32 protein-coding genes are annotated in these 26,393 nt (G+C 38.1%); 24 read left to right on the forward strand and 8 right to left on the reverse strand.

From position 1 onward, the window contains the following. Positions 1-10: 10 nt before the first annotated feature. The 6 genes from IHV09_RS00190 to IHV09_RS00215 all read left to right on the forward strand — a co-directional run bounded on the left by IHV09_RS00190 (position 11) and on the right by IHV09_RS00215 (position 3,698). Positions 11-319, forward strand: coding sequence for a rhodanese-like domain-containing protein (locus IHV09_RS00190; RefSeq protein WP_370568911.1), 309 nt, complete (start codon positions 11-13; stop codon positions 317-319). A 15-nt stretch (positions 320-334) separates the two neighbouring features. After that, positions 335-901 carry a sulfurtransferase TusA family protein gene (locus IHV09_RS00195; RefSeq protein WP_197263340.1) on the forward strand — a complete coding sequence of 189 codons (567 nt, stop codon included), beginning with the start codon at positions 335-337 and terminating at the stop codon, positions 899-901. A 42-nt stretch (positions 902-943) separates the two neighbouring features. Next, positions 944-2,068, forward strand: coding sequence for an MBL fold metallo-hydrolase (locus tag IHV09_RS00200; RefSeq protein WP_197263341.1), 1,125 nt, complete (start codon positions 944-946; stop codon positions 2,066-2,068). Between the two features lie 39 nt (positions 2,069-2,107). Further along, positions 2,108-2,335 (forward strand): sulfurtransferase TusA family protein, encoded by a 228-nt coding sequence (locus IHV09_RS00205; protein ID WP_153236556.1) that lies wholly within the window; start codon positions 2,108-2,110, stop codon positions 2,333-2,335. A gap of 67 nt (positions 2,336-2,402) precedes the next feature. Next, the gene (locus IHV09_RS00210) at positions 2,403-2,888 is read left to right on the forward strand and encodes a DsrE/DsrF/DrsH-like family protein (protein ID WP_066391250.1); all 486 of its coding nucleotides are present in this window, start codon (positions 2,403-2,405) and stop codon (positions 2,886-2,888) included. 30 nt (positions 2,889-2,918) lie between these two features. Beyond that, the gene (locus tag IHV09_RS00215) at positions 2,919-3,698 is read left to right on the forward strand and encodes a sulfite exporter TauE/SafE family protein (protein ID WP_197263342.1); all 780 of its coding nucleotides are present in this window, start codon (positions 2,919-2,921) and stop codon (positions 3,696-3,698) included. A gap of 210 nt (positions 3,699-3,908) precedes the next feature. Here IHV09_RS00215 and IHV09_RS00220 read toward each other — a convergent pair whose 3' ends face one another. Beyond that, on the reverse strand, positions 3,909-4,496 hold the full coding sequence (locus IHV09_RS00220) for a YitT family protein (RefSeq protein ID WP_197126794.1): 588 nt from the start codon (positions 4,494-4,496) through the stop codon (positions 3,909-3,911). A gap of 160 nt (positions 4,497-4,656) precedes the next feature. On the opposite strand from IHV09_RS00220, the gene IHV09_RS00225 reads away from it, so the two are divergent. After that, the gene (locus tag IHV09_RS00225; protein ID WP_197126795.1) at positions 4,657-4,854 is read left to right on the forward strand and encodes a DUF2642 domain-containing protein; all 198 of its coding nucleotides are present in this window, start codon (positions 4,657-4,659) and stop codon (positions 4,852-4,854) included. A 45-nt stretch (positions 4,855-4,899) separates the two neighbouring features. Here the strand turns inward: IHV09_RS00225 and IHV09_RS00230 are convergent, their stop codons facing one another. From IHV09_RS00230 to IHV09_RS00240, 3 genes are read right to left on the reverse strand one after another with little or no spacing between them, the layout of a single operon-like run. After that, the gene (locus IHV09_RS00230; protein ID WP_197128126.1) at positions 4,900-5,364 is read right to left on the reverse strand and encodes an ArsI/CadI family heavy metal resistance metalloenzyme; all 465 of its coding nucleotides are present in this window, start codon (positions 5,362-5,364) and stop codon (positions 4,900-4,902) included. Between the two features lie 18 nt (positions 5,365-5,382). Beyond that, entirely contained in the window at positions 5,383-6,675 is a 1,293-nt protein-coding gene (locus IHV09_RS00235; protein ID WP_370568800.1) for an arsenic transporter, read from the reverse strand. A 39-nt stretch (positions 6,676-6,714) separates the two neighbouring features. Further along, positions 6,715-7,035, reverse strand: coding sequence for an ArsR/SmtB family transcription factor (locus IHV09_RS00240; RefSeq protein ID WP_197126797.1), 321 nt, complete (start codon positions 7,033-7,035; stop codon positions 6,715-6,717). Between the two features lie 138 nt (positions 7,036-7,173). Here IHV09_RS00240 and arsC point away from each other — a divergent pair, with 138 nt between their 5' ends. The 11 genes from arsC (at position 7,174) to IHV09_RS00295 (ending at position 17,840) form a co-directional block, all read left to right on the forward strand. Next, a complete protein-coding gene (arsC, locus tag IHV09_RS00245) occupies positions 7,174-7,575 on the forward strand; it encodes an arsenate reductase (thioredoxin) (RefSeq protein ID WP_144703067.1) in 402 nt (133 codons plus the stop codon). Between the two features lie 93 nt (positions 7,576-7,668). Beyond that, positions 7,669-8,889, forward strand: coding sequence for a TolB family protein (locus IHV09_RS00250; RefSeq protein WP_197263343.1), 1,221 nt, complete (start codon positions 7,669-7,671; stop codon positions 8,887-8,889). A 159-nt stretch (positions 8,890-9,048) separates the two neighbouring features. Next, positions 9,049-10,458 (forward strand): SpoVR family protein, encoded by a 1,410-nt coding sequence (locus tag IHV09_RS00255; protein ID WP_197126799.1) that lies wholly within the window; start codon positions 9,049-9,051, stop codon positions 10,456-10,458. A 258-nt stretch (positions 10,459-10,716) separates the two neighbouring features. Further along, positions 10,717-11,292, forward strand: coding sequence for a LysE family translocator (locus IHV09_RS00260; RefSeq protein ID WP_197126800.1), 576 nt, complete (start codon positions 10,717-10,719; stop codon positions 11,290-11,292). Positions 11,293-11,308: 16 nt separating this feature from the next. Next, positions 11,309-12,085 carry an AraC family transcriptional regulator gene (locus tag IHV09_RS00265; protein WP_197126801.1) on the forward strand — a complete coding sequence of 259 codons (777 nt, stop codon included), beginning with the start codon at positions 11,309-11,311 and terminating at the stop codon, positions 12,083-12,085. Between the two features lie 174 nt (positions 12,086-12,259). Further along, on the forward strand, positions 12,260-13,126 hold the full coding sequence (locus tag IHV09_RS00270) for an ABC transporter permease subunit (RefSeq protein WP_197263344.1): 867 nt from the start codon (positions 12,260-12,262) through the stop codon (positions 13,124-13,126). Next, positions 13,126-14,127, forward strand: coding sequence for an ABC transporter permease (locus tag IHV09_RS00275; RefSeq protein ID WP_197263345.1), 1,002 nt, complete (start codon positions 13,126-13,128; stop codon positions 14,125-14,127). Before IHV09_RS00270 ends, IHV09_RS00275 begins: the two co-directional genes overlap by 1 nt. Before the next feature lie 329 nt (positions 14,128-14,456). Next, positions 14,457-14,867, forward strand: coding sequence for a MerR family transcriptional regulator (locus IHV09_RS00280; RefSeq protein WP_197126805.1), 411 nt, complete (start codon positions 14,457-14,459; stop codon positions 14,865-14,867). A gap of 109 nt (positions 14,868-14,976) precedes the next feature. Next, the gene (locus IHV09_RS00285; protein ID WP_197263346.1) at positions 14,977-16,287 is read left to right on the forward strand and encodes a hemolysin family protein; all 1,311 of its coding nucleotides are present in this window, start codon (positions 14,977-14,979) and stop codon (positions 16,285-16,287) included. Positions 16,288-16,378: 91 nt separating this feature from the next. Then, entirely contained in the window at positions 16,379-16,990 is a 612-nt protein-coding gene (locus tag IHV09_RS00290; protein WP_197126807.1) for a DedA family protein, read from the forward strand. Positions 16,991-17,069: 79 nt separating this feature from the next. Continuing rightward, complete coding sequence (locus tag IHV09_RS00295; protein ID WP_197263347.1) at positions 17,070-17,840, forward strand: zeta toxin family protein; 771 nt, start codon at positions 17,070-17,072, stop codon at positions 17,838-17,840. On the opposite strand, the gene IHV09_RS00300 is transcribed toward IHV09_RS00295, so the two are convergent. Continuing rightward, positions 17,837-18,658, reverse strand: coding sequence for a DUF3990 domain-containing protein (locus tag IHV09_RS00300; protein WP_197263348.1), 822 nt, complete (start codon positions 18,656-18,658; stop codon positions 17,837-17,839). The genes IHV09_RS00295 and IHV09_RS00300 overlap by 4 nt on opposite strands. A 219-nt stretch (positions 18,659-18,877) precedes the next feature. Here IHV09_RS00300 and IHV09_RS00305 point away from each other — a divergent pair, with 219 nt between their 5' ends. The 5 genes from IHV09_RS00305 to IHV09_RS00325 all read left to right on the forward strand — a co-directional run bounded on the left by IHV09_RS00305 (position 18,878) and on the right by IHV09_RS00325 (position 22,887). Beyond that, positions 18,878-19,465 (forward strand): TetR/AcrR family transcriptional regulator, encoded by a 588-nt coding sequence (locus IHV09_RS00305; RefSeq protein ID WP_197263349.1) that lies wholly within the window; start codon positions 18,878-18,880, stop codon positions 19,463-19,465. Between the two features lie 12 nt (positions 19,466-19,477). Then, positions 19,478-20,173 (forward strand): SGNH/GDSL hydrolase family protein, encoded by a 696-nt coding sequence (locus tag IHV09_RS00310; RefSeq protein WP_197263350.1) that lies wholly within the window; start codon positions 19,478-19,480, stop codon positions 20,171-20,173. A gap of 38 nt (positions 20,174-20,211) precedes the next feature. Next, positions 20,212-21,027, forward strand: coding sequence for an SDR family NAD(P)-dependent oxidoreductase (locus IHV09_RS00315; protein WP_197263351.1), 816 nt, complete (start codon positions 20,212-20,214; stop codon positions 21,025-21,027). A gap of 101 nt (positions 21,028-21,128) precedes the next feature. Next, positions 21,129-21,824 (forward strand): response regulator transcription factor, encoded by a 696-nt coding sequence (locus IHV09_RS00320; protein ID WP_197263352.1) that lies wholly within the window; start codon positions 21,129-21,131, stop codon positions 21,822-21,824. Then, on the forward strand, positions 21,817-22,887 hold the full coding sequence (locus IHV09_RS00325; protein ID WP_197263353.1) for a sensor histidine kinase: 1,071 nt from the start codon (positions 21,817-21,819) through the stop codon (positions 22,885-22,887). Before IHV09_RS00320 ends, IHV09_RS00325 begins: the two co-directional genes overlap by 8 nt. 176 nt (positions 22,888-23,063) lie before the next feature. Here IHV09_RS00325 and IHV09_RS00330 read toward each other — a convergent pair whose 3' ends face one another. From IHV09_RS00330 to IHV09_RS00340, 3 genes are all read right to left on the reverse strand, one after another. Then, entirely contained in the window at positions 23,064-23,624 is a 561-nt protein-coding gene (locus IHV09_RS00330; protein ID WP_197126815.1) for a YdhK family protein, read from the reverse strand. Between the two features lie 192 nt (positions 23,625-23,816). Next, positions 23,817-25,004 (reverse strand): chromate transporter, encoded by a 1,188-nt coding sequence (locus IHV09_RS00335; RefSeq protein WP_197263354.1) that lies wholly within the window; start codon positions 25,002-25,004, stop codon positions 23,817-23,819. Between the two features lie 13 nt (positions 25,005-25,017). Beyond that, the gene (locus IHV09_RS00340; RefSeq protein ID WP_197263355.1) at positions 25,018-25,326 is read right to left on the reverse strand and encodes a PadR family transcriptional regulator; all 309 of its coding nucleotides are present in this window, start codon (positions 25,324-25,326) and stop codon (positions 25,018-25,020) included. 241 nt (positions 25,327-25,567) lie between these two features. On the opposite strand from IHV09_RS00340, the gene IHV09_RS22740 reads away from it, so the two are divergent. Beyond that, positions 25,568-26,389 carry an STAS domain-containing protein gene (locus tag IHV09_RS22740; RefSeq protein WP_197263356.1) on the forward strand — a complete coding sequence of 274 codons (822 nt, stop codon included), beginning with the start codon at positions 25,568-25,570 and terminating at the stop codon, positions 26,387-26,389. The last annotated feature ends 4 nt before the right edge of the window (positions 26,390-26,393 follow it).

Here is a 26,393-nt window from a genome sequence, read left to right on the forward strand (position 1 = left end):
GATAACAATTGTGTCTATTAAGACGATTGAAGCAAGAGAAGTAGAACGATTATTAGAAAGTGGTAATCCATTAAATATCATTGATGTTCGTGAAAACGATGAAGTTGCTCAAGGTATGATTCCTACAGCAACACATATTCCACTTGAGGAGATCTCTAACCGAATCCATGAGTTGGATTCAAGCAAAGAGTATGTCATGGTTTGCCGCTCTGGTAAAAGAAGCGAAAAAGCTTGTGCGATCTTAGCTTCAAGTCAAATTGCTGTAGTGAACATGTCAGGCGGAATGCTTTCTTGGAAAGGTAAAATAACAAATAAATAAGTGGAGGTTTCAAAAATGAGTATCAAAGTGGATCACGTATTAGATTGCAAAGGATTATCTTGTCCGCTACCAATCGTTCGCACGAAGAAAGCGATGGATCAGCTCCAGGCAGGTCAAGTTATTGAAGTTCAAGCAACAGACAAAGGTTCGTTGGCTGATATTCAAGGCTGGGCAAGGAACACAGGAAATCAATATTTAGGTACAAAAGAAGACGGAGATGTTCTTAAGCACTATTTAAGAAAATCAAATCCCGGTGAAGTGAAAGAGGCAGCAAAGTTCGAGCATACGATTCAAAACGATGAATTAGAAAAAGTCTTGGCTGAAAATAAAGAAGATATGCTTCTTCTAGATGTTAGAGAGCCTGCAGAGTATGAGTTCAAACGTATACCTGGGGCAGTATCGATTCCATTAGGAGAACTTGAAAGCAAATTAGAAACACTTGATAAAAATAAAGAGATCCATGTTATTTGTCGTACAGGATCAAGAAGCGATATGGCGGCACAAATTCTTGCTGAGAATGGTTTCCAACGTGTTAAGAACGTATTACCTGGAATGGTTGAATGGAATGGGCCAACAGAATAAAAAAAAATTAATCGTAAATATACCTAGGGAGGTATTTTTGAAATGATAAAAGCATTATCAGCTAAAGAAGTGGCAAAACGTGTTGTTGAAGGAAGCATGTTCATTCTCGATGTTCGTAATGAAGGGGACTATAAAGACTGGAGAATCGAAGGGAAAGGAATCGAATCCATTAACCGTCCTTATTTTGATCTGATCGATGGTGTAGAAGATGTTTTAGAATATCTTCCGAAAGAAGAAGTTCTCGTTGTTTGTGCAAAAGAAGGATCTTCTGTCATGGTAGCAGAGATGTTGGATGAAGCAGGCATTAAAGACGTTTACTATCTCGAAGGGGGTATGAAGTCTTGGAGTGAGTACTTAATGCCAGTAAAGCTTGGAGATTTGAAAGATGGCGGTTCGATCTATCAATTCAACCGTATCGGTAAGGGATGTCTTTCTTACCTTGTAGAATCGAACGGAGAAGCGGCTATTATTGACTCTGCTCGTACGATTGAAGCGTATGAAGATTTTGCAAAAGAAAACAACCTTGAAATCAAGCACATGATCGATACACACCTTCATGCGGACCATATTTCAGGGGGACGCAGACTTTCAGAAAAGACTGGTGCAACTTACTGGTTACCACCAAAAGATGCTGAAGAAGTAACATTCTCATTCGCAGCATTAGAAGAAGGAAACGATATTACGATCGGAAACACGAAGATTGAGATTCAACCTTTATATACGCCTGGTCACACGATTGGAAGCACTTCGATGATCGTTGACGGACAATTCTTGCTTTCAGGAGATATTCTGTTTGTTGATTCAATCGGACGTCCCGATCTTGCAGGTAAAGCGGAGGACTGGGTTAGTGATTTACGGGATTCGCTATATAACAAATATAACAACCTTTCTAAAGATCTAGTTGTGTTGCCTGCTCATTTTGGAAAGATCAGCGAGCTAGATGAGAAAGGTGCGGTATCAGCACCACTTGGTGAACTCTTTGAAAAGAACGATGGATTGAACATAAAAAATGAAGATGAGTTTCGAAGAGCTGTAACGGAAAATTTACCACCGCAGCCAAACGCATATCAAGAAATTCGTCAAACGAACATGGGTAAAATTGACCCTACAAACGATGAACAGCGTGAGATGGAAATTGGTCCAAACCGCTGTGCGATCACTGATTAACTGAACAAAAAATTATAAAACTATCTGGAGGTTTTACAAATGAACGTAACTCAAACGTTAGACACAAAAGGATTATCTTGCCCAATGCCAATCGTGAAAACAAAGAAAGCGATGGATACACTTGCAAGTGGAGATATTTTAGAAGTATTAGCAACGGATAAGGGTGCTGTTAATGACCTATCTGCATGGTCTAAATCTTCTGGTCATGAACTTTTAGAACATAAAGAAGAAGACGGCGTATTTAAGTTTTATATCCAAAAAGGTTAACAAAAAAATTTATGCAATCAGATACCTATAGAGGTATAGGTATCTGATTCAAAAGGAGCGTTCAATGATGGAACAACAAACACAAGATAAATCAACAATGGTCGTATTTAGTGGTGACCTTGATAAAGCGATGGCAAGTTTTATTATCGCTACAGGTGCAGCCGCAATGGGGAAACAAGTAACGATGTTCTTCACATTCTGGGGACTAAACATCTTAAGAAAAGAAGAATACGTGAATGTGAAGAAAACATTCATGGATAAGATGTTTGCCAAAATGATGCCTCAAGGACCTGAAAAACTAGGCATTTCTAAAATGAACTACGGTGGTTTAGGCGCGAAGATGATGAAGTATACGATGAAGAAGAAAAACATCGTAACGCTAAAAGAGTTAATTGAAATGGCTCAAGACTTAGATGTTAAGATGGTTGCTTGTACGATGTCGATGGATGTAATGGGTATTACGAAAGAGGAACTAATTGATGGACTGGATTATGCAGGAGTTGCATCATACCTAGCTGATGCAGATGAATCTAAGATCAACTTGTTTATTTAAGAAACATCAAGTTTTAGGGGAGGTGAAGTCATGGAATTAGGGTTCATTATTACAATCTTTCTAATTGGCTTTATAGGTTCTTTTATATCTGGAATGGTAGGTATCGGCGGATCCATTATCAAGTATCCAATGCTTCTCTATATTCCTGCAATGCTCGGCTTCACAGCATATTCGGCTCATGAGGTATCAGGTATCAGTGCTGTTCAGGTATTCTTTGCAACGATAGGCGGCGTTTGGGCTTATCGTAAAGGCGGTTATCTGAACAAGACACTGATCATCTATATGGGTAGTAGCATCCTAGTAGGAAGTTTCATTGGTGGATTTGGTTCAGAAGCCATGTCAGAAGGGCAAATTAATATTGTTTATGCTGTTCTAGCTACTTTAGCTGCTATCATGATGTTGATCCCTAAGAAAGGGATCGATGATATTCCATTAGATCAAGTTAAGTTTAATAAATGGATTGCGGCAGTTCTAGCATTTGTTGTAGGTGTTGCAGCAGGTATCGTTGGGGCAGCAGGTGCATTTATCCTTGTACCGATCATGTTAGTCGTCCTAAAGATACCAACGCGTATGACGATTGCTACATCACTTGCTATTACGTTCATTTCATCGATCGGCGCTACTGTAGGTAAGATCTCGACAGGGCAAGTATTATTATGGCCGGCGGTGATCATGGTAGTTGCCAGCCTGATCGCGTCGCCACTTGGGGCGCAGTTTGGTAAAAAAGTGAATACAAAAATTCTTCAATTTATCTTAGCAGCACTGATTATCACTACATCGATCAAGATCTGGTTAGATATTCTTAGTTGAAGTTAAAATAAAATTAGCCGAGAAGAAAAAAGGACCAGAAGTACTTTATTGATACTTCTGGTCCTTTTTTTCATCAAAGCGATAGGAAATAGTGTGATTGACTTTCCTTTCAAAGTGAAAGCAATGACAACAACAATATGATATTGAGCAAATGTATTGGTACTGAAGAATAAAATGAAGAGGGAAATAAATTGTAAGGGGTCAGTCCCCCTAGATGCTTCTATAGAAATTGATCGACCGGATCAGTGTCATCGTCATGGTTGCGAAACCGACGGAAAGAATCGTTACGAGCGAGTAGAAGAGAATACCTTCTCCCATCACATAAAGGCCAGCGAGGATGACTGCTGCATCGATCAAAAAGATAACCATCCCAACATTAATGGAAAACCATCTCGAAAGAAAAAGGGCAATCAGGTCTGTTCCACCGGTACTCGTTTCATGACGCAGCATCCAACCGATCCCTGTTCCGATGAACAATCCTCCGATTACAGAACCTTCCATAACAGAGACAGAAAACATTCCTCTTAAAGGAGATAACAAATCAATGATCAATGACGAAACGAGTAAACCATGTATGCTGTTTATAAAATATCGACGCTCGAGTTTCCAAGCTATTAGATAGATGGGGATGCTCAGAATAATGATCGTTAGCCCTACTTTATAACCCCACACATACTTTACGAGAAGACTAATTCCGATCATTCCTCCGTCGAGAAGATGAAAGGGAACGATGAAACCATTGATGCCTATGCCAAGCAACACGCTTCCTAAGAAAATCGCTATCGTCCGTTCAAACATGGCATTCATCCCTGTCTAAGATTATTTCTACATAATATGCTTCGTTGTACAAGAATAGTCATATGCACAGGGTGTTTGTCCGTGTCTCTTTTTTCTTTTTTGCATGTAATAGTATAGAAAGCCCCTTGCTTGCAGTGCAAAATAGGGAAGGTGATTGGTGTTGAAGAACTTCAGAAGAGAAGCAAAGTGTCTTTTGGAGAGGCAGGTAGTGGTGGATACAACAAATCATTCTTACGAAGGCAGACTAAGAGCAGTAGAAAGAGATTATATTACGCTATGTGTGATGAGCGATAACCATAACTATTGGGATCAGATCATTATTCGTATTGAAGAGATTGTTGCAATATCTACCATTTGATCATAAAAAAATCCCTCGCAGAAATGATGCTGAGGGATTTTTCCTTTATTTCTTTGTAAAACCTAACGTGATCGGTTGAGGTTGCTGAGGTGGTGCACAGCATAGAGATAGATCTCGTGCATCACCAGCAGATTCAAATTCAGAGTCTTCTTTGGTATAGAAAATCTCCCAAGCGTTGCCGTCGGGATCATATACCCATACTTTATCCTGAACGGCGTAACAGCAAGTTGTATCCATCTCATCGATTAAGAGCAATCCTGATTCTCTAAGTCTTTCTCCCATGGATAGTACATCTTCCGTGTTGTTTACCTGAAAACCGAGATGATTAAGGACTCCGTCTTTAGAAAAGGGACGTTCATTCAATGAAAAGTGAAGAGCGGGTTGATCAAGCTCAAATTTCGCGTAATTCTCTTTTACTTTTGTCGGTTCCGTGCCGAAAAAGCTTTTATAGAACGCTAGAGATTTTTCTAAGTCTGAACAGTTGACTGCAACATGCATGCGTTGAATCATCATGATCTCTCCTTCTTATTAAGATAGTAGCAATAACCATAAGTAAAGGCCGGTAAGCGTAATGAAAAGTGTTGGGACAGTCAAAATGATTCCGACTTTGAAATAATAGCCCCATGTGATCTTCACACCTTTTTTCGATAAGACGTGCAGCCATAACAGAGTGGCTAGTGAACCGATAGGAGTGATCTTTGGTCCTAAGTCAGAACCAATGACATTCGCGTAGATCAATGCTTCACGAATAACTCCTGATGTATCCGTTCCCTGTATAGCTAGTGCATCGATCATAACCGTTGGCATGTTGTTCATAACAGATGATAATATAGCCGCCAAGAAACCCATTCCAATTGTAGCAGAGAACAATCCTCCATCAGCGATAACTTGAATCCAGTTTCCTAGCATATCTGTAAGTCCTGCATTACGGAGACCATAAACGACTACATACATACCAATTGAAAAGACAACAACAGTCCATGGTGCATCTTTGATTACTTTTCTTGTGTGAATTGCAGGACTTTTACGAGCAACGATGATAAAGAAAAGAGCTGCAGCTCCTGCAATGAATGAGACAGGAACACCAATAAATTCACTCGTTAAATACCCGATTAATAGAACTGCTAGTATAATCCATGATAGCTTGAACATCTTCTCATCTCGAATGGCTTCTTTCGGTTGTTTGAGCTGAGAGAGATCATAGTTCTTCGGTATATCTTTTCTGAAAAAGAGGAACAAAACGAGCATACTAGCGAACAGTGAAAAGAAGTTCGGCACGATCATGCGGCTTGCGTATTCAACGAATCCGATGTTAAAGAAATCTGCAGACACGATATTTACTAAGTTTGAGACTACAAGCGGTAATGATGTGGTATCTGCAATAAACCCACTTGCCATAATAAACGGTAATATCATAGCTTCTTTTAATTTCAATGCCCGAACTTGAGCAAGTACGATAGGAGTCAGAATTAATGCTGCGCCATCATTTGCAAAAAAGGCTGAAACTGCAGCTCCGAGCAGAATCACATAGGCAAACATTTTCTTACCGTTTCCACCTGCAAGTCGCGCCATATGTAAGGCTGACCATTCGAAGAAACCGATCTCATCTAAAATAATTGATATGAGTATGATCGCAACAAACGCTAATGTAGCATTCCACACAATCCCGGTAACTGTCCACACATCAGCGAGTGAAACCACGCCAAGAAGAAGTGCGATGATAGCTCCAACGGTCGCAGACCAACCGATGGAAAGACCGCGTGGCTGCCATATAACAAAAATAATCGTCACTAAAAATACAGCGAAGGCCATTAACGCCATGCTGTTCATAAGAATCCCCCCTATTTATGTAATTCTAAGTTAGCAACAAACTTTTCCACCCGAAGCTTTTAACTCTTCAATCTTAGCTGACATATCAGGCAGGGAATCTAAATTTGCTTTAATGAATGGATAGATTTCTCCATCAATGGAGTAGAAGATCCATTGACTGTTACGTCGTTCTTTTACGAGTTTTGCTTGCTTTAATTTTCTAAGATGCTGTGAAATACTAGGCTGTGTCATCTTTAAGATATCAACTAACTCACATACACATAATTCTTCGTGGCGGAGTAAAGCTAAAATATTTAATCGTGTTTTATCTGCCATGGCTTTATAACATTCCGTTAACTGATCAAGTTCCATAATTGACTTCACCTCATTAGTATATAACCATATGTTTATATAAAATGTCAAAGAATATATAAATAAATATTGATATAAGGATATACTTATATTATGATGGTTCCGAAAGAAGTTCTTTACTACAGGAGGTTTTACAAAATGGCTAAACCAATCATCTATTTCCTTTGCACAGGTAATTCTTGTCGTTCTCAGATGGCAGAAGGATTTGGACACCACTACCTTGGTGATAAATATGACGTATACTCAGCTGGCATCGAAGCACATGGTGTTAATCCAAACGCAATCAAAGCGATGAAAGAAGTGGATATCGACATTACGAATCAGACATCAGATGTAATCGACAAAGACATTCTAGAAAAAGCAGACTTAGTCGTAACGTTATGCGGTCATGCTAACGATGTATGTCCAGCAACACCACCTCACAAAACACGTGAACATTGGGGATTTGATGACCCTGCAGGAAAAGAGTGGAGTGAATTCCAACGCGTTCGTGACGAGATCGCAGCACGTATCAAGCGCTTTGCTGAAACAGGAGAATAAGGTTATACCAAGCTCAGGAACTTCTTAGTTCCTGAGCTTTCTTTTTTAGTATGATTTTCTTCATTTCGCTCATGTTACTAATGAGGTGATCATGTGAAACGGCTTTTTATATTTGGATTGATCTTAATTTGTATAGTAATAAGCCACACAAATGTTGCAGAAGCTTCTGATAGAAGAGCGACTTTTATAAGAAATGACGGACTGTGGCTTAAAGAAGGAGAACTTGAAAGAAAGCTTGTAGAAGGTTCAAATCTTACTCATCCAACGTTCTCAAGCAACGGAACTTATATTAGTTACCTAGCGCGTGAAGGGAAAGAGCTATGGGTGTACAACCGTGTCACACGTTTAAAAAGAAAAGTATTCGATGGCGATGTGAGTTTGGCGAGATGGTCTCCGACAGAATCTAAGCTTGCATGGAAAAGCGGGGGTGTGCTCAATGTAATCGACCTAACGAGACCTGCAGCGTCCTTTCAAAATGTCATCCTTGGCACAGGAAACTACAGCTGGGCACCTGACGGGAGAGGATTTGTTGTCTCATCTTCTGCAAATCTAGAGCCTGATGGCTGGAGTCCAGTTCGACTTTTTTACGTTCCTGTAAATGCAAACGGAGATTTGAACAAAGTACAGAACATTACGACGCTGCCTAAGATGAGTGAAACGTTCTTTGCGATAGGTACTACAGAATTCAAGTGGGGGATGGATGATCAGTGGTTTGCGTTCATCGCATGTCCAACAGCATCCATGTCGGCAGACTCCAACACGTTAATGGTTGTTTCTTTATACGGCTCCAGAACGCGTAACATTGGTAACATGTTAAATCAGCCGAACTGGTTCCACTGGTCGCCGAATACGAAACAGCTCGGGTATATAAAAGGGATCGGAAGGCTGACTTCTGAAAATAAACGATTAACGATATGGAATCTTAAGAATGGGAACGAGATAAATCTAGGATACACCGGGTATGCCGACGGTGATTTTACTTGGTTGAATGATAAGAACATCATCGTGAGCCGTCAGATTGAGTGGGGTTATGGGGTTTCCCAGGAAAAAAGAGCAAAACCTTTTTTAGTCAGTGTGAAAATTAAAGACGGAAGTGCAAAGAGATTAACGAATCCAGCTTCAGGGGAAGCGGATGTTTATCCCAAAACGTTACCCGGTGAAAGATTAACTTGGATTCGTACGAATGGCCAAAGTGCAAAAGTAATGGTAAAGGAACGTTTAGAGGCACCAGAAACGTTGTGGATTAATAATTTGCAAACTCCAAAAGCATGTTCTGGGTGGTCGTGCACGATAGATATATATGAAGGTAGATAAAACTAGATGAAAATTGAGGTGAACCCGTGAAAATGGGTTCGCCTTTTTATTTTAATAAAAGAAGTTTTTAAAACCCGTCCAATATTTCACTTGTTTTCTCATGAATGCCTGTTTTGTTTCATACAGTTAAAAGTAAGGAAATAGCAGGAGGGGGAAAATATGAACTGGGACTTGCAAAATAAGGAGCTAGAAAAAGCAATAGCTGAAATTACCGAGATTGCTGACCACTTTGGCCTTGATTTTTATCCGATGCGGTATGAGATATGTCCTGCCGATATTATTTATACATTTGGTGCGTACGGAATGCCAACCCGTTTCTCTCATTGGAGCTTCGGAAAACAGTTTCATAAAATGAAGCTTCAATATGACTTAGGATTGAGTAAAATTTATGAGCTCGTTATCAACTCAGATCCGTGTTACGCATTCTTACTTGATACGAATTCACTTATTCAGAATAAATTAATCATTGCCCATGTTCTGGCACACTGTGACTTCTTCAAAAACAATGTTCGCTTTTCAAATACGAGAAGAGACATGGTTGAATGCATGACGGCTACAGCTGAACGAGTAGGTCAATATGAACATCTATACGGCAAAAAAGAGGTTGAACAGTTCTTAGATGCTATTCTCGCCATACAAGAACACATCGATCCTTCACTTGTTCGAAACAAATTAAATTATGTATTTGAAGACGAAGAAGATCTTACGCCTAAGAAGGAAACGCCTTACGATGATCTATGGAAGCTAGACGACAAAAAAGGTCCAAAACCAGTATTGAAAAAGAAAAAATCATTTCCACCGCAGCCTGAAAAGGACATTTTGTTATTTATTGAGCAATATAGCCGCGAGCTTGAAGAATGGCAGCGCGATATTTTATCCATGATGCGAGAGGAAATGCTCTATTTCTGGCCACAGCTGGAAACGAAAATCATGAACGAAGGCTGGGCATCTTATTGGCACGCGAAGATCCTGCAAGAAATGGATTTGACTTCTCACGAAACAATTGAGTTCGCGAAACTAAACGCAGGAGTCGTTCAACCGTCCAAGACATCGATAAATCCATATTATCTTGGCTTACAGATATTTAAAGACATCGAAGAACGCTATAACAACCCTGATGAAGAGCTGATCAGGCAAGGCGTGAAACCAGGCTCTGGACGAGAGAAGATGTTCGAAGTACGTGAACTAGAATCTGACATGTCATTTATCCGAAATTATTTAACGAAAGATCTTGCTCAGCGTGAAGACATGTACCTGTTTCAAAAGCAGGGCAAGGAATATAAGGTAGTCGATAAGCAGTGGGAAGAAGTACGTGATCAACTTGTGAGTATGCGAGTAAATGGCGGATTTCCTTACATCACAGTGAACGACGCCGATTATATGAAGAACGGAGAGCTCTACCTTAATCATAGCTTTGAAGATATGGAACTCGATGTGAAATATCTTGAAAAAGTGCTTCCACATCTTCATTATCTATGGGGTCGTCCTGTTCATATGGAGACGAGGATTGAGCAGAAGCCTGTTTTGTTTACGTATGATGGGAAGACGGTGCATCGGAAGTATCTATAGGTTAAACAAGTGTTTAAAAAGCACTCCATCTGGGGTGCTTTTAACTGTATTTAAAGGGGCTTTTTAAATTCTAATATTGAAATAAAATTTATTTTTCTTTTTACTTAGTCTCTAAAAATTTATTCTATAAACCCACCACATAAAGTGAGATAAAAAATATCTAGCGTTAGCTTTATATGCAACTGCAATAACATACTATATGCTGATTAATTTTAGGATGTATATTTATGAGGAAATAGGTCGGAGGGGGTTTTCTTCATGAATATTACATCTTTTTTAGTATATTGTTTTGTTGTTACGTTTACACCAGGACCGACGAATATCGTTATATTATCCACAGTACATAACTTTGGTACAAGGAAAGCAATGAATTATACTTATGGAGCTACCTTCGCTTTTGGTGTATTACTTGTTGTTTCAGCTATGCTAAACACAATTCTTCTATCAATTATTCCAAGAATATTAATAGTTATGAAGTTAATCGGTAGTTTCTATATGTTCTATCTCGCTTTTCAAATTTACAAAATGGGTTCATCAAAGCCAACCGGAAATCAAACTGCTACCTTTATGTCAGGATTTCTTATGCAGTTTTTGAATCCAAAGGTTGTCTTATTTACAATGACTGTAATCCCCAGTTTTATTTTGCCGTACTATATCTCCAAGTTTGCAGTGGCGCTAAGCGTTTTATCTATTACTCTTATAGGATTTTTAGCATTCTTAACTTGGGTTCTTTTCGGTACAATTTTCAAGGCGTTTTTACATAAGCATAACAAGCCTGTTAATATAATGATGGCGTTATTTTTAGTGTGTTCTGCAACTATGATATGGCTGTAGGTTAGAGGTGAATAAGGTGGATCAATTTATCTATAAAAAATCAGCAGGAATAACTGCGTTGTCAGCAAGTTTCACTGATTTTACTTATAAAAAGCATTCTCACATGGAGTATGCCATTGGTGTAACATTGCGTGGGATTCAACGATATAACTTGGATGGCAGTCTACAATTATCCTATCAAAATGGAGTTATGCTTTTTAATCCAGAACAGGCGCATGACGGAATGGCACATGACGAGACAGGCCTTGATTATGTAATGTTATATATTGAGCCGCAATTGCTTTTAGAGGTTATTGAGAAAAAGGATATCGTACGTTTTCAGACGCCTATTGTGTATGATCGAAGACTTGAACAAAAAATATTGAATCTTTCAGGTGCAATATTAAGCGGAAAAGATGAAGCAGTGTGCAGTGAGTTATTCTTGTCCCTCACCGATAGCCTTATTCAAACTAATCTTTCTACTGACAATAAGAAAGATCACGCAATGATTAAGAGAATAAAGGATAGACTTCATACAGATTTAGAAAAAGTATTTAAACTTGAAGAGATATGTAAGGATCTTAATTTGTCCAAATATCAGTTTATCCGATTATTCAAGGCTCATACTGGCATTTCACCCTACCAATACTTTCTTAACTGCAAGGTAGAGCATGCAAAGCAGTTAATAGAAAAAAATAGAGATGTATATTCAGCAGTTACTGAGTGTGGCTTTGTAGATTTAACCCATTTAAATAAACATTTTAAAAGTGTATATGGAACAACTGCATTTGAATATCTGTCACATATACATTGAGAGAAGGTCAAGTGAATAATACGTAAATGCAAAAATATTGAAGCTAACAGTTGCAACGTTCTAATCCCATATATTCACCAAAAACATTCCTGCTACAGGGATGTTTTTTTTTATGAATAAGAACATACATGACATACGTCTTACTAATAAAGTTTTGTTAGAAAGGATGTGTGAATGAAAGTGGGACTTTTAAAAAATGCTATTCCAGTATTTCTAACGATTTGTATGATTGTATTGTTCGGAGCTTTACCTATCCTGATTGTAGGAACTGAGATTCACGTTAGTGCTTATCTCATAGAAACGAAGAATCTGATTCTTAGTATGCTGCATCCACATGAAATTACCTATTACATTACCAAACCAGAACGCAATTTATTCCCTGAAATCTTTAATCCATATCTCTATAGCCTGACAGTTTATTTTTCAGCTTTTTTTCTTTCCATTTTGCTTGGCCTACTACTGAGTTTTGTTACTATAAACTTTTTTTCTAAGTCGGCAAAAAGATTCGTATCGTTTCTTGTATTTGTTCTAGAATCTTTGCCTGATCTGTTTATCGTTGCCGTGATACAAATGGGGATTGTTTGGTTTTTTAAGAAAACCGGAATACTTGTGATGTCATTTACCTCTCTCCCTGATGAACGATCTTATTTCATTCCTATCATAGCGTTATCGATTCTACCTACCGTTCAATTCTTCAAAATGTTTATGCTTTCTTTAGAAGAAGAAATAAAAATGGACTATGTAGTTTTTGCACGAGCAAAAGGGATTCCGTTCATCGCGATTCTACCTTTCCATGTTTATCGAAACACATCGATGAGCATCTTTTATCAATCAAAATCGATATTATGGATGATGCTTTCAAACCTGTTAATACTGGAATATATCCTAAATATGAATGGATTTACTTCCTTTCTTTTTATGTACTTGTCTCCTGAACTTTTTGTTGTAGGACTCATTATGCTGCTTTTACCAACTTATTTGTTATTGCTTGTTTTTAAAATTTGTATCAAAAAGCTCAATAACCAAGAGGTGGTCCTATAGTGAAAACATTTTTTGTGCGTAATTTTTATATCCTATTAGGATCTAGTTTTATAGTTGGGATTTTGCTAGCAAGCTGTATAAATGGGATTTTCTTTGATGGGGAGATTAAACAGACGCAGGCTATTTATATAGATGCTTATCCTGTAGATGCAGCTCCCTTTAAAACGTCGCAGAGTTTCTGGCTAGGAACAGATACGAACGGAAGGCACTTGTTACATGTCATCATAGAAGGAGCAAAGTATACGATCGGTTTGAGTCTATTTATTGCGGGCATTAGAATGTTTTTTTCCTTTGTGTTAGGAACGATTTATGCGTTTTACCTGCAAAAATACCAAAGGGTTCTATCCGCATTAAGTAATGCTTTTCAGTATATTCCGGTTGTGTTATTGGCTTACTTTTTATTAAGGCCGGTCTTGAACCAAGCTTTTGAAGGTTTTCAGTACTCATTTGCAACTAGAGTGTGGTATGAGATCATTTTGTTAACATTATTAGCTCTTCCAACAGTATCTTTAGTAATCGGAAACGAAATCTCGATCATCCTAAAAAAAGAGTTTATCCAGAGTGCTAGGACGCTTGGAGCAAGTTCTTTTTTCATCCTTCGTAAGCATGTCATCGTACACGTATATCGTCGATTGCTGATCATTTTCACTCAGCAAGTTATCCAGGTCTTATTAATTTTAGCCCATCTCGGGTTGTTCGAACTTTATCAGGGTGGAACGAAAATTGATTATAGCATCATGCAAGCTGCTCCGATTACCACTACATATGAATGGTCAGGGCTAATTGGTGATTATTTTGATCTATTCATTGTATATCCGTGGATTCCACTTGTTCCAATCTGCGCTTTTACCTTAACGATTCTTTCCTTGAATCTTATTGTAAAAGGTCTAGAAAAGAATATGAATTCTGAGCCAGCCACTCAAACAAAGAGGTTAAAGCAAAAGGAAATCAAAAAGGTAGCACTTAAAGAATTTAACTTCAAAGTAGTAACACGAGATTAACAAACGTATGCAGTTTTTCTAATATATAATTACTTTCAAAATTTATCTCCTTTGATAGTTGATTGAAGTGGAAGATGCGAGACTCTTGGCTAGGGCAAGTTGCCAGGTGAGACACTTAAGAGTGAAACGAACGAATGTGGCTTACCGCTTGCCCTCGGAAAGCGAGTATCTGAAACGGAAATCAACTTCTTTCACACAAGAAAGTTTACGAAACAGCCATTCTTTTTTGAACGTTTAGTGACATGTAAAACTGTCCAGTTGACTGTATGGTTTTCTCTATTGTACATTGTATGTAATTATCAAGAGGAAGAGGTGAGGAAATTGGGAAGGTGTATCGCATTGGTGAGCTAGCAGAGGTAACAAATGTATCTAAAAGAACCATCGACTATTATTCCCAGATCGGTTTACTCCAGCCTCTTCGAACGGATTCGAATTATCGATTATATGATGAAGAGACGATTCATGTCTTAGGGTTGATTGAACATTATAAGAAACTCAACATGCCCTTACATGAGATCAAGTCTGTGATTGGACTAGTTAAATTGAAAAGTACTGAAAATGAACAGGTCGAGAAGTACGTGGACCAGATTACTGAGCTCATGAAACACCTAGAGGCAGAGATTAAGGAGATCAAGCCGATCATGGAGAGCTTAAACGATAAGCAAAGAGAGCTGCTCCTAAATAAAGTCTCTCCTCAAGGCATGACTTTAGCGCATTCATTACTTTTACTTTTCGGGTAAATAATAGTTGAGAGATATCTTTTGGATTAATGAACTAAAAGAAAATAAAACTATTTATACAACCTGGGAGGTGTATTCCTTGTGGTTAATGTAGCCATAAGGAGAACATTTGGAGATTATTAACTTAATTATGGTAGCTATTTTAATTGCGTTGACTGCTTTTTTCGTAGCTACCGAATTCGCGATTGTAAAGATTCGTACAACAAGACTGGATCAACTCGTTGCAGAAGGAAATACGAAAGCGGTAGCTGCTAGAAAGGTTGTCGGAAACCTCGACGAGTACCTTTCAGCCTGTCAGCTTGGTATAACCATTACAGCATTAGGATTAGGGTGGTTAGGAGAGCCGACGGTAGAGCACTTGTTGCATCCTCTTTTTGTAGAGTTTGATCTGTCTGAGTCTGTTTCAAGTATCTTATCGTTTATTATCGCCTTTGCTTTAATTACATTCTTACACGTAGTTATTGGAGAGCTTGCACCAAAAACACTCGCTATTCAAAAGGCGGAAGCCGTTACGTTAAGAATTGCAAAGCCAATCATGTTTTTCTATAAAATCATGTATCCGTTTATTAAAACATTGAACGGATCTGCGCGTATTTTTACAGGATGGTTTGGTTTGAAGCCTGCATCTGAACATGAACTAGCTCACTCGGAGGAAGAGTTGAGACTCATTCTTTCTGAGAGCTATAAAAGCGGTGAAATCAACCAGTCAGAGTTTAAATATGTAAATAATATCTTCCAATTCGACGACCGTACCGCTAAAGAAATAATGGTACCTCGCGTTGATATGGTAACACTGGATAAATCAGAAACAGTTAGAGAAAGCATTGCTGTTGTAACAGAAGAGAACTATACTCGATATCCGATCATAGATGGAGATAAAGACAGTGTTATCGGTATGGTAAACATGAAGCAAGTATTAACAGACTTCGTTAACGGCAAGAATCCAGATGCTTCACTCGAAGAGTATGTAAGACCTGTTATTCAGGTTTTTGAAACGATGCCTATTCATGATCTATTATTAAAAATGCAGAAAGAACGTGTTCATATGGCGATCTTGATCGATGAATATGGTGGTACTTCAGGACTTGTTACGGTTGAAGATATTCTTGAAGAAATCGTAGGCGAAATTCGAGATGAATTTGATGAGGATGAAGTGCCTGATATCAAAAAGGTTGATGAAAACAGAACAATTCTTGACGGTAAAGTATTGATTTCAGAAGTGAACGATCTTTTTGGTCTAAACATTAACGATGAAGATGTTGATACGATTGGTGGATGGATTCTTTCTGAAAAGATGGAGATCAAAATGGGCGATGAGGTTTCAGTAGAAAACTATCGTTTCAAGATCTTAGAAATTGATGGGTATCATGTTAAGTCACTTGAAGTATTAAATGTGAAGAACGAAGAATCTATAAACTAATCAAAGAAGACGTGCAAGCTCTGCACGTCTTTTTTATAAAAAAGCAGTAGTTGTTCTTAGCAATTTAGATATAGAAACAAAGGAGTTAGTTATGGAGAATTGGTTAATCAATATTATGAACGAATTTGGATACTGGGGGATTCTGCTGTTAATCGCATTAGAAAACGTATTTCCTCCGATTCCATCTGAAATCATCCTAACCTTTGGAGGGTTCATGACGAACTCTTCAGATTTAAATATAGTAGGAGTCATCTTAGCAGCAACAGTGGGTTCTGTTCTAGGAGCGGTGATTCTATATGGTGTAGGATTGCAACTAGATGTTGAACGAATGGAGAAGATTATTGATAGGTGGGGGCATATCCTTCGATTAACGAAAAAGGATATTCATAAGGCAGATGCATGGTTTGATAAATATGGCCCATGGACGGTATTCTTTTGCCGATTCATTCCTTTGATAAGAAGTCTAATCTCCATTCCAGCGGGCATGTCTAATATGAATTTCGGTTTATTCCTTGTTCTTACAACATTCGGAACATTGATCTGGAACATTGCTCTCGTTAATTTGGGTGCGTATTTTGGAGCGTCATGGGAAGTAATTGTAGGGTATATGGACGTTTACTCCAAAATCATCTATGCTGTTTTGGCGTTACTCTTTGTATCTGTTATCATTCTTTATGTACGCAAACGCAGACAAAATAGCTAATTTTACTCTTTTAAAAACATAATTGGACGTTTTGAAGAATCTCCTAGTGATAGGGGATTCTTTTTTGGAGGTGAAAAAGATGTGGAGTAGGCTGGTTTCAAAGATTCTATACACTTCGAGGGTTAGAGGTCTCCCGTTCAAAGAAACCAAAGTGGTCTTTACAGACAAAAACAATAAGTATATACAAGAACGAGAAGCTCTGCATCAAAAAATTATAGATACCCTCATTAAACGATCAAAAATGGATAATTTTCAACCTCCGATCGCCGTGTTAGTTGGGGGAGGGAGTGCTTCTGGTAAGACATCTTTGTGTGAAAGTATCGTGAAACAAAACATAAAAAAGAAGAGAAGACATTTGATCACAATTGATCCGGACGAAATAAAAAAATTAATACCTGAGTATCAATCATATCAAAAAAAATTCCCTAGTTCAGCCGCTGCACTTGTTCATAAAGAATCGGTTGATGTATCAGAAAAGTTAGTCCAACACATAGTAGAAACAAAAAGGTCGTTCCTGCTAGAAGGAACGATGGCGAAAACAGGAAAATATGTATCTCTTGTGAACAGCTTACAAAAAAGAAGATATGAAGTAGTCGTATATATCGTAGATGTTCCTGTTAATGTTGCAATCGAAAGAGAAGCAATTAGAGCTAAAAAAACGGGGCGATCTGTACCTCGGCATGTTATTGAACATACACATCGGCGTATTCCAAGAACGTTTTTAGCTATTAAAGAGGATGTGTCATTTTTTGAGGGGTATGACAATCAAAATGGATTAAAGCTCTTTATCTCTAACCATTTTACAGATGAAAATAGATATAATGAATTTTTGAGAAAAGAGTACGATTAGAGCTGAATGAAGGAATCGAGACAGCGTTCGTATTCGTCAATCCATATCCGTTTGGATTGATAGAAGATAGAGAATGCCCAGTAAAGTGCTGTTTCATGGAAATGAAGATCTGAGAATGAATGAGTTATCAAATACTTTTTTATGAAGGAATAGGCTTGTTTCTCTTTCATTGTACTTATTATCATAAGGTTTTTACCGATTTCTGATATAAAAGCTTCTTGATCGTGATTTTTGAATTCTGAACTGTTCATCCACTTTTTTGGTGGGAGCTTGATAATCATCGGACTCGATAAACAATGTAGAGCTCTATTGTTATGAAACGAAAGTTGTTCTTTAAATGGAGATGCTTTTATTTCACCTGTACTGTTAAAATGTCCACTCCAAACAGGACCATATACAAAGTCGTAACCATGCTTAATTCCTTTACGAGATGTTTTTACAAAGTCTTTCCAAGCATCCTTATTTAATTGCCATTTCACCTCGTGTGGCAAAGGGAAAATCCTGCCCTGTAATCTTCGCAGGGCATGTAAATCCACTGAGAATGCTAAATAAGCTGGAATTTTTGTATCTGGGTGGTTTAGATAATCTGACTCAGTGAGGTTTAATAAATTTAGTATATGGGGTGAAAGCTGCTTGTTCTTCGCTCTAAAATAAGACCAGGATTTAGCCTGTTCTCTACTGAAAGTTACGTAAAAGCCTTGGCCAAAATCAGTTCTCAATCTTTGTGCTTCTATCCAGATACCGTTTTGTTGGATAAGCTTAGCAGCAAATAATGTAGTACCATGATAGACTGTACGATATCGATCGTTTGAAAGCAAAGTGATCGCCCCCCCTTATACATGTAATATGTAAAATGGAAAAGAAGGTTACAGATGGAGATTTTAATAGTACATATTTGGCAAACACACTCCTTTGGGGTGTTTTTTTGTTAATATTTACAATTTTGTGAATGTGTAAGAAAATGCATTTCATTATCTGCTAAAATATGTATAATAAAATTAGAACGGCCGTTCAAATTAAAGGAAGGAAATAAATCATTGAGCAAAAGAAGATACAACAGTGAATCAGCAAAACTAGAAATCATGGAAAAAGCCTTTTTACTTTTTTCACAAAAAGGGTACACACAAACATCAGTTTCCGATATCTCAAAAGCTTCTGGATATAGCAAAGGACACATTTATTATCATTTTGAGAATAAAGAAAAGTTGTTTGTATTATTAGCTCAACGAACGATGAAGGAATGGTATTTGAAGTGGATGAATAAAGAACCTGAATTTACTTGTGCATCCGATAAGCTTTATGGAATGGCTATGCATGTTCTTTATAATTACCAAACTCCTCTCTTAAAAGGGGGACAGGAACTTGCTTCCAATCCTGAATCTAGTCCAGAATCCATTAAGCAGCTGTATGAATTAGCGGTCATTCCCATGGGTGCCTATCGTGCCATACTCGTTCAAGGGATAGAAGAAGGCGAATTTAAGAAAGGCAACGTGGAAGAATGGACGGTGTTGATCGGCACATGGCTTGGTGGACTTTGTCAGCTTACAAATACTCAAGAACTTCACAGCATAGAGCCGCTTTTTAAGAATGCTGTACGTATATTTTTAGAGTCCATTCAAAAATAGGGAGGAAATGGTATGAGAATCGGATTAATCGGTGACAGTCTGACAGAAGGAAGACCTGGTGTTTCTTTTTTAAAACTCTTACAGAATCAATATCCACACATGACGTTTGTGAACCTCGGCAAACCAGGGGAGTCTGTTAAAAGTTTGTACAGCCGCCTGACAAAAAAGAAGTTAGAAACCTTTGATCTTGCTTTCCTTTGGATCGGTGTTAATGATGTCTATTCAAAATTACTAAGTGTTCAAGCCCAGCCTGTTGCAAAAGATCATGAAGAGTTTAAAGCGTATTATCAAAAAGTTTTAGAGTGTGTCTTGTCTTCCTCAAAAGTTGTAATTACGGTTACCCCAGCAATAGTTGGTGAGGACCTGAATAATGTCTCGAATCAAGAGATTAAACAATTATGTACCCTCATCACATCCATCGCTCACAAACATAGAAATGTTTCCACACTTAATCTACAGACTGTTTTTGAACAACACCTTTCTTCCATAAAGAGTTCCGACTATATCAGTACAAAAGTATTAACCGTTATGAAAGATGTTCTTTTTTATAAAAAACCATCAAGAATCGATCAGTTGTCAAAGAAACGTGGGTTGCATCTCACATTAGATGGCATTCATTTGAACAGTAAAGGCGCTCAAATTGTTGCAGATGAATATGCAGCGATTATCGATCAACATCGATCTACCAATAAGAACGCTATACTTTAAGGATTATAGACTATTTAATACAAGAGGTGGTTGATTTGATGGAAAAACGGAGAGTTGCGATTGTAACGGGTGGAGCTTCAGGTATCGGTTACGCCCTTTGTGAGAAGCTCGTCTCACAAAACGTGTTTGTGGTCATCACAGATATCAATCATGAATTAGGCAGACAAGTTGAAGAAAAGTTAAACAAAGAGACAATAAATGCTAGATATCTACACTTAGACGTAACCGATGCAGAAAGTGTAGAGAATGTTGTCAAAGAAGTATATCAGGAGTTCGGAAGATTAGATTATCTTTTTAACAATGCTGGCATCGCGATGTACGGTGAATTGTATGATACGACCTTGGATGACTGGAAAACAATAATGAATGTTAACCTTTGGGGAGTCATCCATGGAACTAACGCAGGATATCGAGTAATGAAACAACAAGGATTTGGTCATATCGTTAACACAGCTTCAGCTGCAGGCTTAGGTCCATCTCCCGTATCTGCAGCTTACGGAACTACGAAACACGCAGTAGTTGGATTAACAACTTCCCTTCATTATGAGGCAGAAGAATTCGGTATTAAAGTGAGCGCACTTTGCCCAACGTTTGTGGACACACCAATCTTCGAGAAAGCAAAAGCAATTCAGATAGATAAAGATGTGATTATGAAGCAATTTCAAAAACAAAAGATGATGTCTCCAGAAAAACTAGCAAAAATAACAATAGACGGCATACATAAAAATAAGGTTATCATATGCCCCATGCCGATGCGAAGAACGATGGACGTTTTTTTCACGTTATTCCCTGTAGCACATAGAGGATTGATGAGGTTGGTCTGTAGAGTAAGCCGAAAAGCTAGACTAGTTTAAAGAGTTAAGATGAACTGCTAATGTTCTAGGGCAGTTCATTTTTTATTTAATCGTACATACTTCGTTATAATAAAAGTAATCTAAGTTTTGGAGGAGTAATCGTGAAAACCATTTTGATCGTGGAGGATGAACCAAAGCTATTGGAAGTTGTTTCTTCTTATTTGAAGAAGGAAGGGCACAATACGCTAGAAGCTCTTACTGCTAAGGAAGCTATTAATTATCTGATCAATTATTCTATAGATTTCGTAATTCTTGACCTTATGTTACCAGATATGAGTGGGGAAGCACTCTGTCAGAGAATTAGGCAAACACATTCGTTACCGATATTAATGCTGACTGCAAAGGTGAGTGAGGAAGATCGCATCAACGGATTAGCCATCGGCGCTGATGATTATATGGTGAAACCTTTTAGTCCGCGTGAACTTGTTCAACGAGTTAAAACGATTTTACGCCGATCAGGAGATGAGGGCTTGTTGGCTGAGCATATTACCTATAACGAAGGAGAACTTAAAGTCGATGCTCGTAAACAAGAAGTATACATACACGGAAACCTTGTCAACCTTACACCAATTGAGCTTAAGCTACTGCTGACATTTGGCAGGCACCCAAATCGTGTTTTTTCAAGAGATGAATTAGTGGAGAAGATTTTAGGATTCGATTATGAAGGTGACACCAGGACTATCGATCAACACGTAAAAAACTTAAGGTCTAAACTAGAGACTGATCCTAAGAACCCACGCTATATCGTTACAGTGTTTGGGGTAGGATATAAGTTTACTGGAGGCAGCCATGTTTAAAGGTCTGCATGCAAGGCTGACACTCATTTTTATTTTGGCTGCGTCATCCATTCTCATCATTGCAGGTCTTATCATCATGTATGAAGTTCATTATCACTTTACGATGTTTCAAAAAGATGTACCTGAATTTCAAAGTATAGAGCCTTTAACACATCACTTTGAAAAGGCTTTGTTAAGTTCTGTTCTTTGGACGTCGATTGGCGCTATTCTATTAGTCGGCATTATCAGTTATTTCGTCGCGAAGAATTTATCGAGACCCATGGTAGAGATGAGGAAAGCTGCAGAAAAGATGGCGAAAGGCGAACTTCAAGTCAGAGTAAAGGTGCTTGGGAATCATGAACTAAATGACTTGGGAACATCTCTTAATCAACTTGCTGCAAAACTACAATTACAGGAAACTTCTCGTAAGAATATGACTTCAGATATTGCACATGAACTTAGAACACCTTTAGCAACGATAAAAAGTCATCTTGAGGCTTTCGAAGATGGTGTTTTCGAACCAACCACAGCTAGAATTCAGTCACTTAAAACTGAAATTGAACAGTTAATCTCTTTAGTGCAAGATCTTGAGTATTTAACAGCTATGGAATCACCTGAGTTCTCACTTAATAAAAAGTCTGAACAACTAAACGACATTATTATAAAAAATATAGATGCTTTTTCTGGAGCGTTTATTCAAAAGGACATAACATTAAGAAAGGAACTGGATAAGGACGTTGTACTAAATTTAGATGCAAAACGTATTACCCAAGTGTTCATGAATCTGTTCAGCAATGCTCTAAGGTATACACCTAGAGGAGGGGAAGTGTTGGTTAACACCTATGTTGATGATGAATCAGTTATTATTTCAATACGTGATACAGGAATCGGTATTTCTGAAGAAGAGATTAAACAAGTGTTTGAACGCTTTTATCGTGGAGAAAAATCAAGAAACAGGGAACATGGAGGCAGCGGAATAGGTCTAACGATTGTAAAAAGAATTGTTGAAGCTCACGAAGGACAGATTTGGGTAAATGGGGAGTACAAGCAAGGTACTGAGATGAGTATAAAGTTTTTCAGATAAGGAAGCCGGCGTTATTTGGGACGCCGGCTTTTTTTGATATTCATGTGTGCTTTTGTCGAAAAGCCTATAAACTTATTTGAAGGACTATAAAAAGAGATTTCGGGCCTAAAAATGTTGATTAAGGGTCCATAAAAGATTTCTAAGGCCTATAAATCCAAATTGACGGCCCATAAAAATTATTTGTCCTTAGATAACTCGCTTTCTGTTACCCATTTGTGGTTCTTAATGCGTTCTCCACCTGTTGTAGGCGTATAGTCGACCATATAGACGGTCGTTTGTTCAGCAGAATCAATTGTAGCTTTTGCGCCTTTCATACCTTTCATATGGTCTGCTTCAAGAGTAACTTCTGTTCCTTGAGTTAGCGGTTTATCACCTGCATCCTTGATCTCTTCGTGTATGACCCACTTATGATTCTTTACTTTTTTTCCACCTGTTGTAGGTGTGTAACTTACGGTATATACGGTTGTATCATATGCACCTGTGATTGTAGCTTCTGCGCCGTCCATGCCTTTCATATGATCCGCATTCATAACCGCTTTACTTCCAACTTTATATGTTGGGTTTTCTGCCTTTTTTAGTTCTTCAGGAACTTCGCCTGTGCCTGAATGATTCATTTCTCCGTGATCTGCATGGTCTTGACTTTCTTCATTCTTTTTTGTTGGCTCATCTTGTCCACATGCTGAAAGAACGAGTGAGAATGAGAGCAACATCGTAATAAATAGTTTATTTTTTACCATTAATAAAACCTCCTCTATGGGCTAGTGTTAGTATTCTTCTTCATAAGAACTTTATGAACATATGACTAGCATAAAAGACACTTATGTAGAAGTTGTGAAGAGATTGTTAATTCAAAGAGAAAAAAACTGCTGAATTCAATAAGAACTCAAGCAGTTTCTTTTTCGAAAATTTAAACAAACGTTTAATTATATTTATAGAAATGACATCAACAAACCACCAAGTGCACCAGTTACAACGATTACCCATGGAGGCAGTTTCCAATATACCAACATGCTGAACAGTACAGCTGCAAACGCAAAGTCGATTGGTTTTATAATCGTACTTGTCCATATAGGCTGATAGAAGGCGGAGATTAAAATTCCAACCACAGCAGCGTTTACTCCCATTAAAGCACCTTTGATTTTAGCGTTCTGCCTAAGCATGTTCCAAAAGGGGAGCGTGCCTAGAATTAAAAGAAAAGCAGGTAAAAAGATTGCTACCGTAGCAAGTAATCCACCTTGCCATCCATTCATAACTGCTCCAATATAGGCTGCGAACGTAAAAAGAGGTCCTGGTACGGCTTGTGCTGCTCCATAACCAGCCAAAAAAGCTTCTCCACTGATCCAACCAGATGGTACGAATTCTCGCTCAAGTAACGGAAGAACCACATGGCCGCCTCCGAATACAAGTGATCCAGAACGATAGAAGCTGTCAAAAATAGCGATCCAACTGTTAGAAGTCGCATCTCTTAAGAGCGGCAACAGAAGAAGTAACGCAAAGAATAAACTCAAACAGATAACAGCAAACTTTTTTGAGATAGAAAATTCATATTTTGTTTCATCGTTATTTGTCTGATCTTTATATAATAAAAACCCTAATATGCCCGCAAGCAGGATTACGCCTACTTGAGAGAACGCAGTCTGCCACAATAGCGTTCCGATTAAAGCTAGCAATGCGATGGTTTTTCTTTTTAGGTCAGGCGTTAGTTTTTCAGCCATCCCTAGAATGGCGTGTGCCACAACTGCAACGGCTACGAGCTTTAATCCGTGAATCCAGCTTAGATCAGAAACATTTAATCCCCGCAGAATAAGTGCGAAAACGATGAGCGCAATAACGGAAGGGAGAGTAAAGCCGATAAAGGATACAATTCCTCCTAATACGCCACCTCGCATAACACCGATTCCGATTCCTACTTGGCTACTAGCAGGACCAGGGAGGAACTGACAGAGAGCTACAAGGTCTGCGTAACTTTTTTCATCCATCCATTTGCGCTTTCTTACATATTCTTCATGAAAATAGCCTAGGTGCGCAATTGGACCACCAAAAGAAGTGAGACCAAGCCTTGTTGATACGATAAGTATTTCTATTAATATTTGTAGTCGGCTTTTATTTTGTGTCATTTATGATCACCTCTTACTCTTTTATTTCTTTAAAAAGTTCATAAGCTTTTGTTCTTGCTTCAGTTAAGACAATCTGTCCTTTTTCAGTTGCGGTGTAATACTTTCTGATCTTTCCATCCACTTTTTTCTCTGCCTTGATTAATAGACCATCTGCTTCCATAGAATGAAGAATGGGATACAGGGTACCAGTACTGATGTTGTATCCATGTTCCTTTAGCTCTTCAAGCATCCATACGCCATAGATCGGGCGTTCAAGCGCGTGATGCAGAATGTGTATTTGAATAAATCCTAGAAACAATTTCCGCAGCACTTTATCTTCCAAGGATGAACTCCCCCTTTCACATCTAATATCGAAAGCCAATATCGATTTTCGATATCAATTTAACATGATTAGTGTAGCCTAACAACCCCTTGGAAATAAGCTTTACAAAATCTTAATAATCTTTTTTTGTTACCGTTATTGTTTTAATAATTTCACAGTTTAGTCATTTCCTGTTTTTTTAATGTTACAATTATTGAAGAAGCTGTAACTTGAAACTAAATGGTGAGATGGAGTGAAAAAAGTGAGATCTACATTAACGGTTGCTCATTACTTAAATGAAAACGCTGAATATTTAGCTAATAAAATCGTTGATGATATTATTGAGAAATTCGGTTTTCAAGTAAGTAGGGAAGATATTGAACAAGCTAGACAGATGTATGTGGAATTCTTAACGTTTCTAAGCGATTCAATCGATTGTGATGAAGGATCTATACCCCAGGAGCTATTGAATTGGAGCAGACAGAACGGTGAGAGGTCTGCCGCTAAACATCATCGAATCTCAGAAATATTAATTCGATATCCAGATACTCGAATGGTGTTCGCTGATTTCATTCTGAAGATTAGTTTAGACCACGAACTTTCAACAGCGGATGTTGTTTTAATCCTGAAGCGGGTTCATCACATGTTAGATGTAAGTATTAATGAAACGGTTCTTGCCTTTGAACGGAAGTCAGAGGAAATTCTAGAGAAAACAAGATCAGAACTCCGAGAGCTGTCTACACCGGTAGTCCCTATTGAGAATGGACTAGCTGTACTACCCCTAATCGGTTCAATAGATGCTGATCGCACAGAACACCTTATGAACTTTGTGCTTCCAAAGATTCCAGAACTACAAGTTGAATGCTTGATCATGGACTTTTCGGGTATCGTTGTAATGGATACTGAGGTAGCTGGTCATATTTTCAATGTGTACCGAGTTCTTGGATTACTAGGGATTGAAGTTTTAGTAACAGGTCTGCGACCAGCACTCGCGATAAGTGCTGTATCAGAGGGTATTGACTTTTCTTCTATAAAAACGTTTGCGAATGTTAAACAGGCAATCGAGAGTAAACAAATAACCTAGCATG

The sequence above is a fragment of the Fictibacillus sp. 23RED33 genome (genome assembly GCF_015903925.1).
Classification (GTDB): Bacteria; Bacillota; Bacilli; order Bacillales; family Fictibacillaceae; genus Fictibacillus; species Fictibacillus phosphorivorans.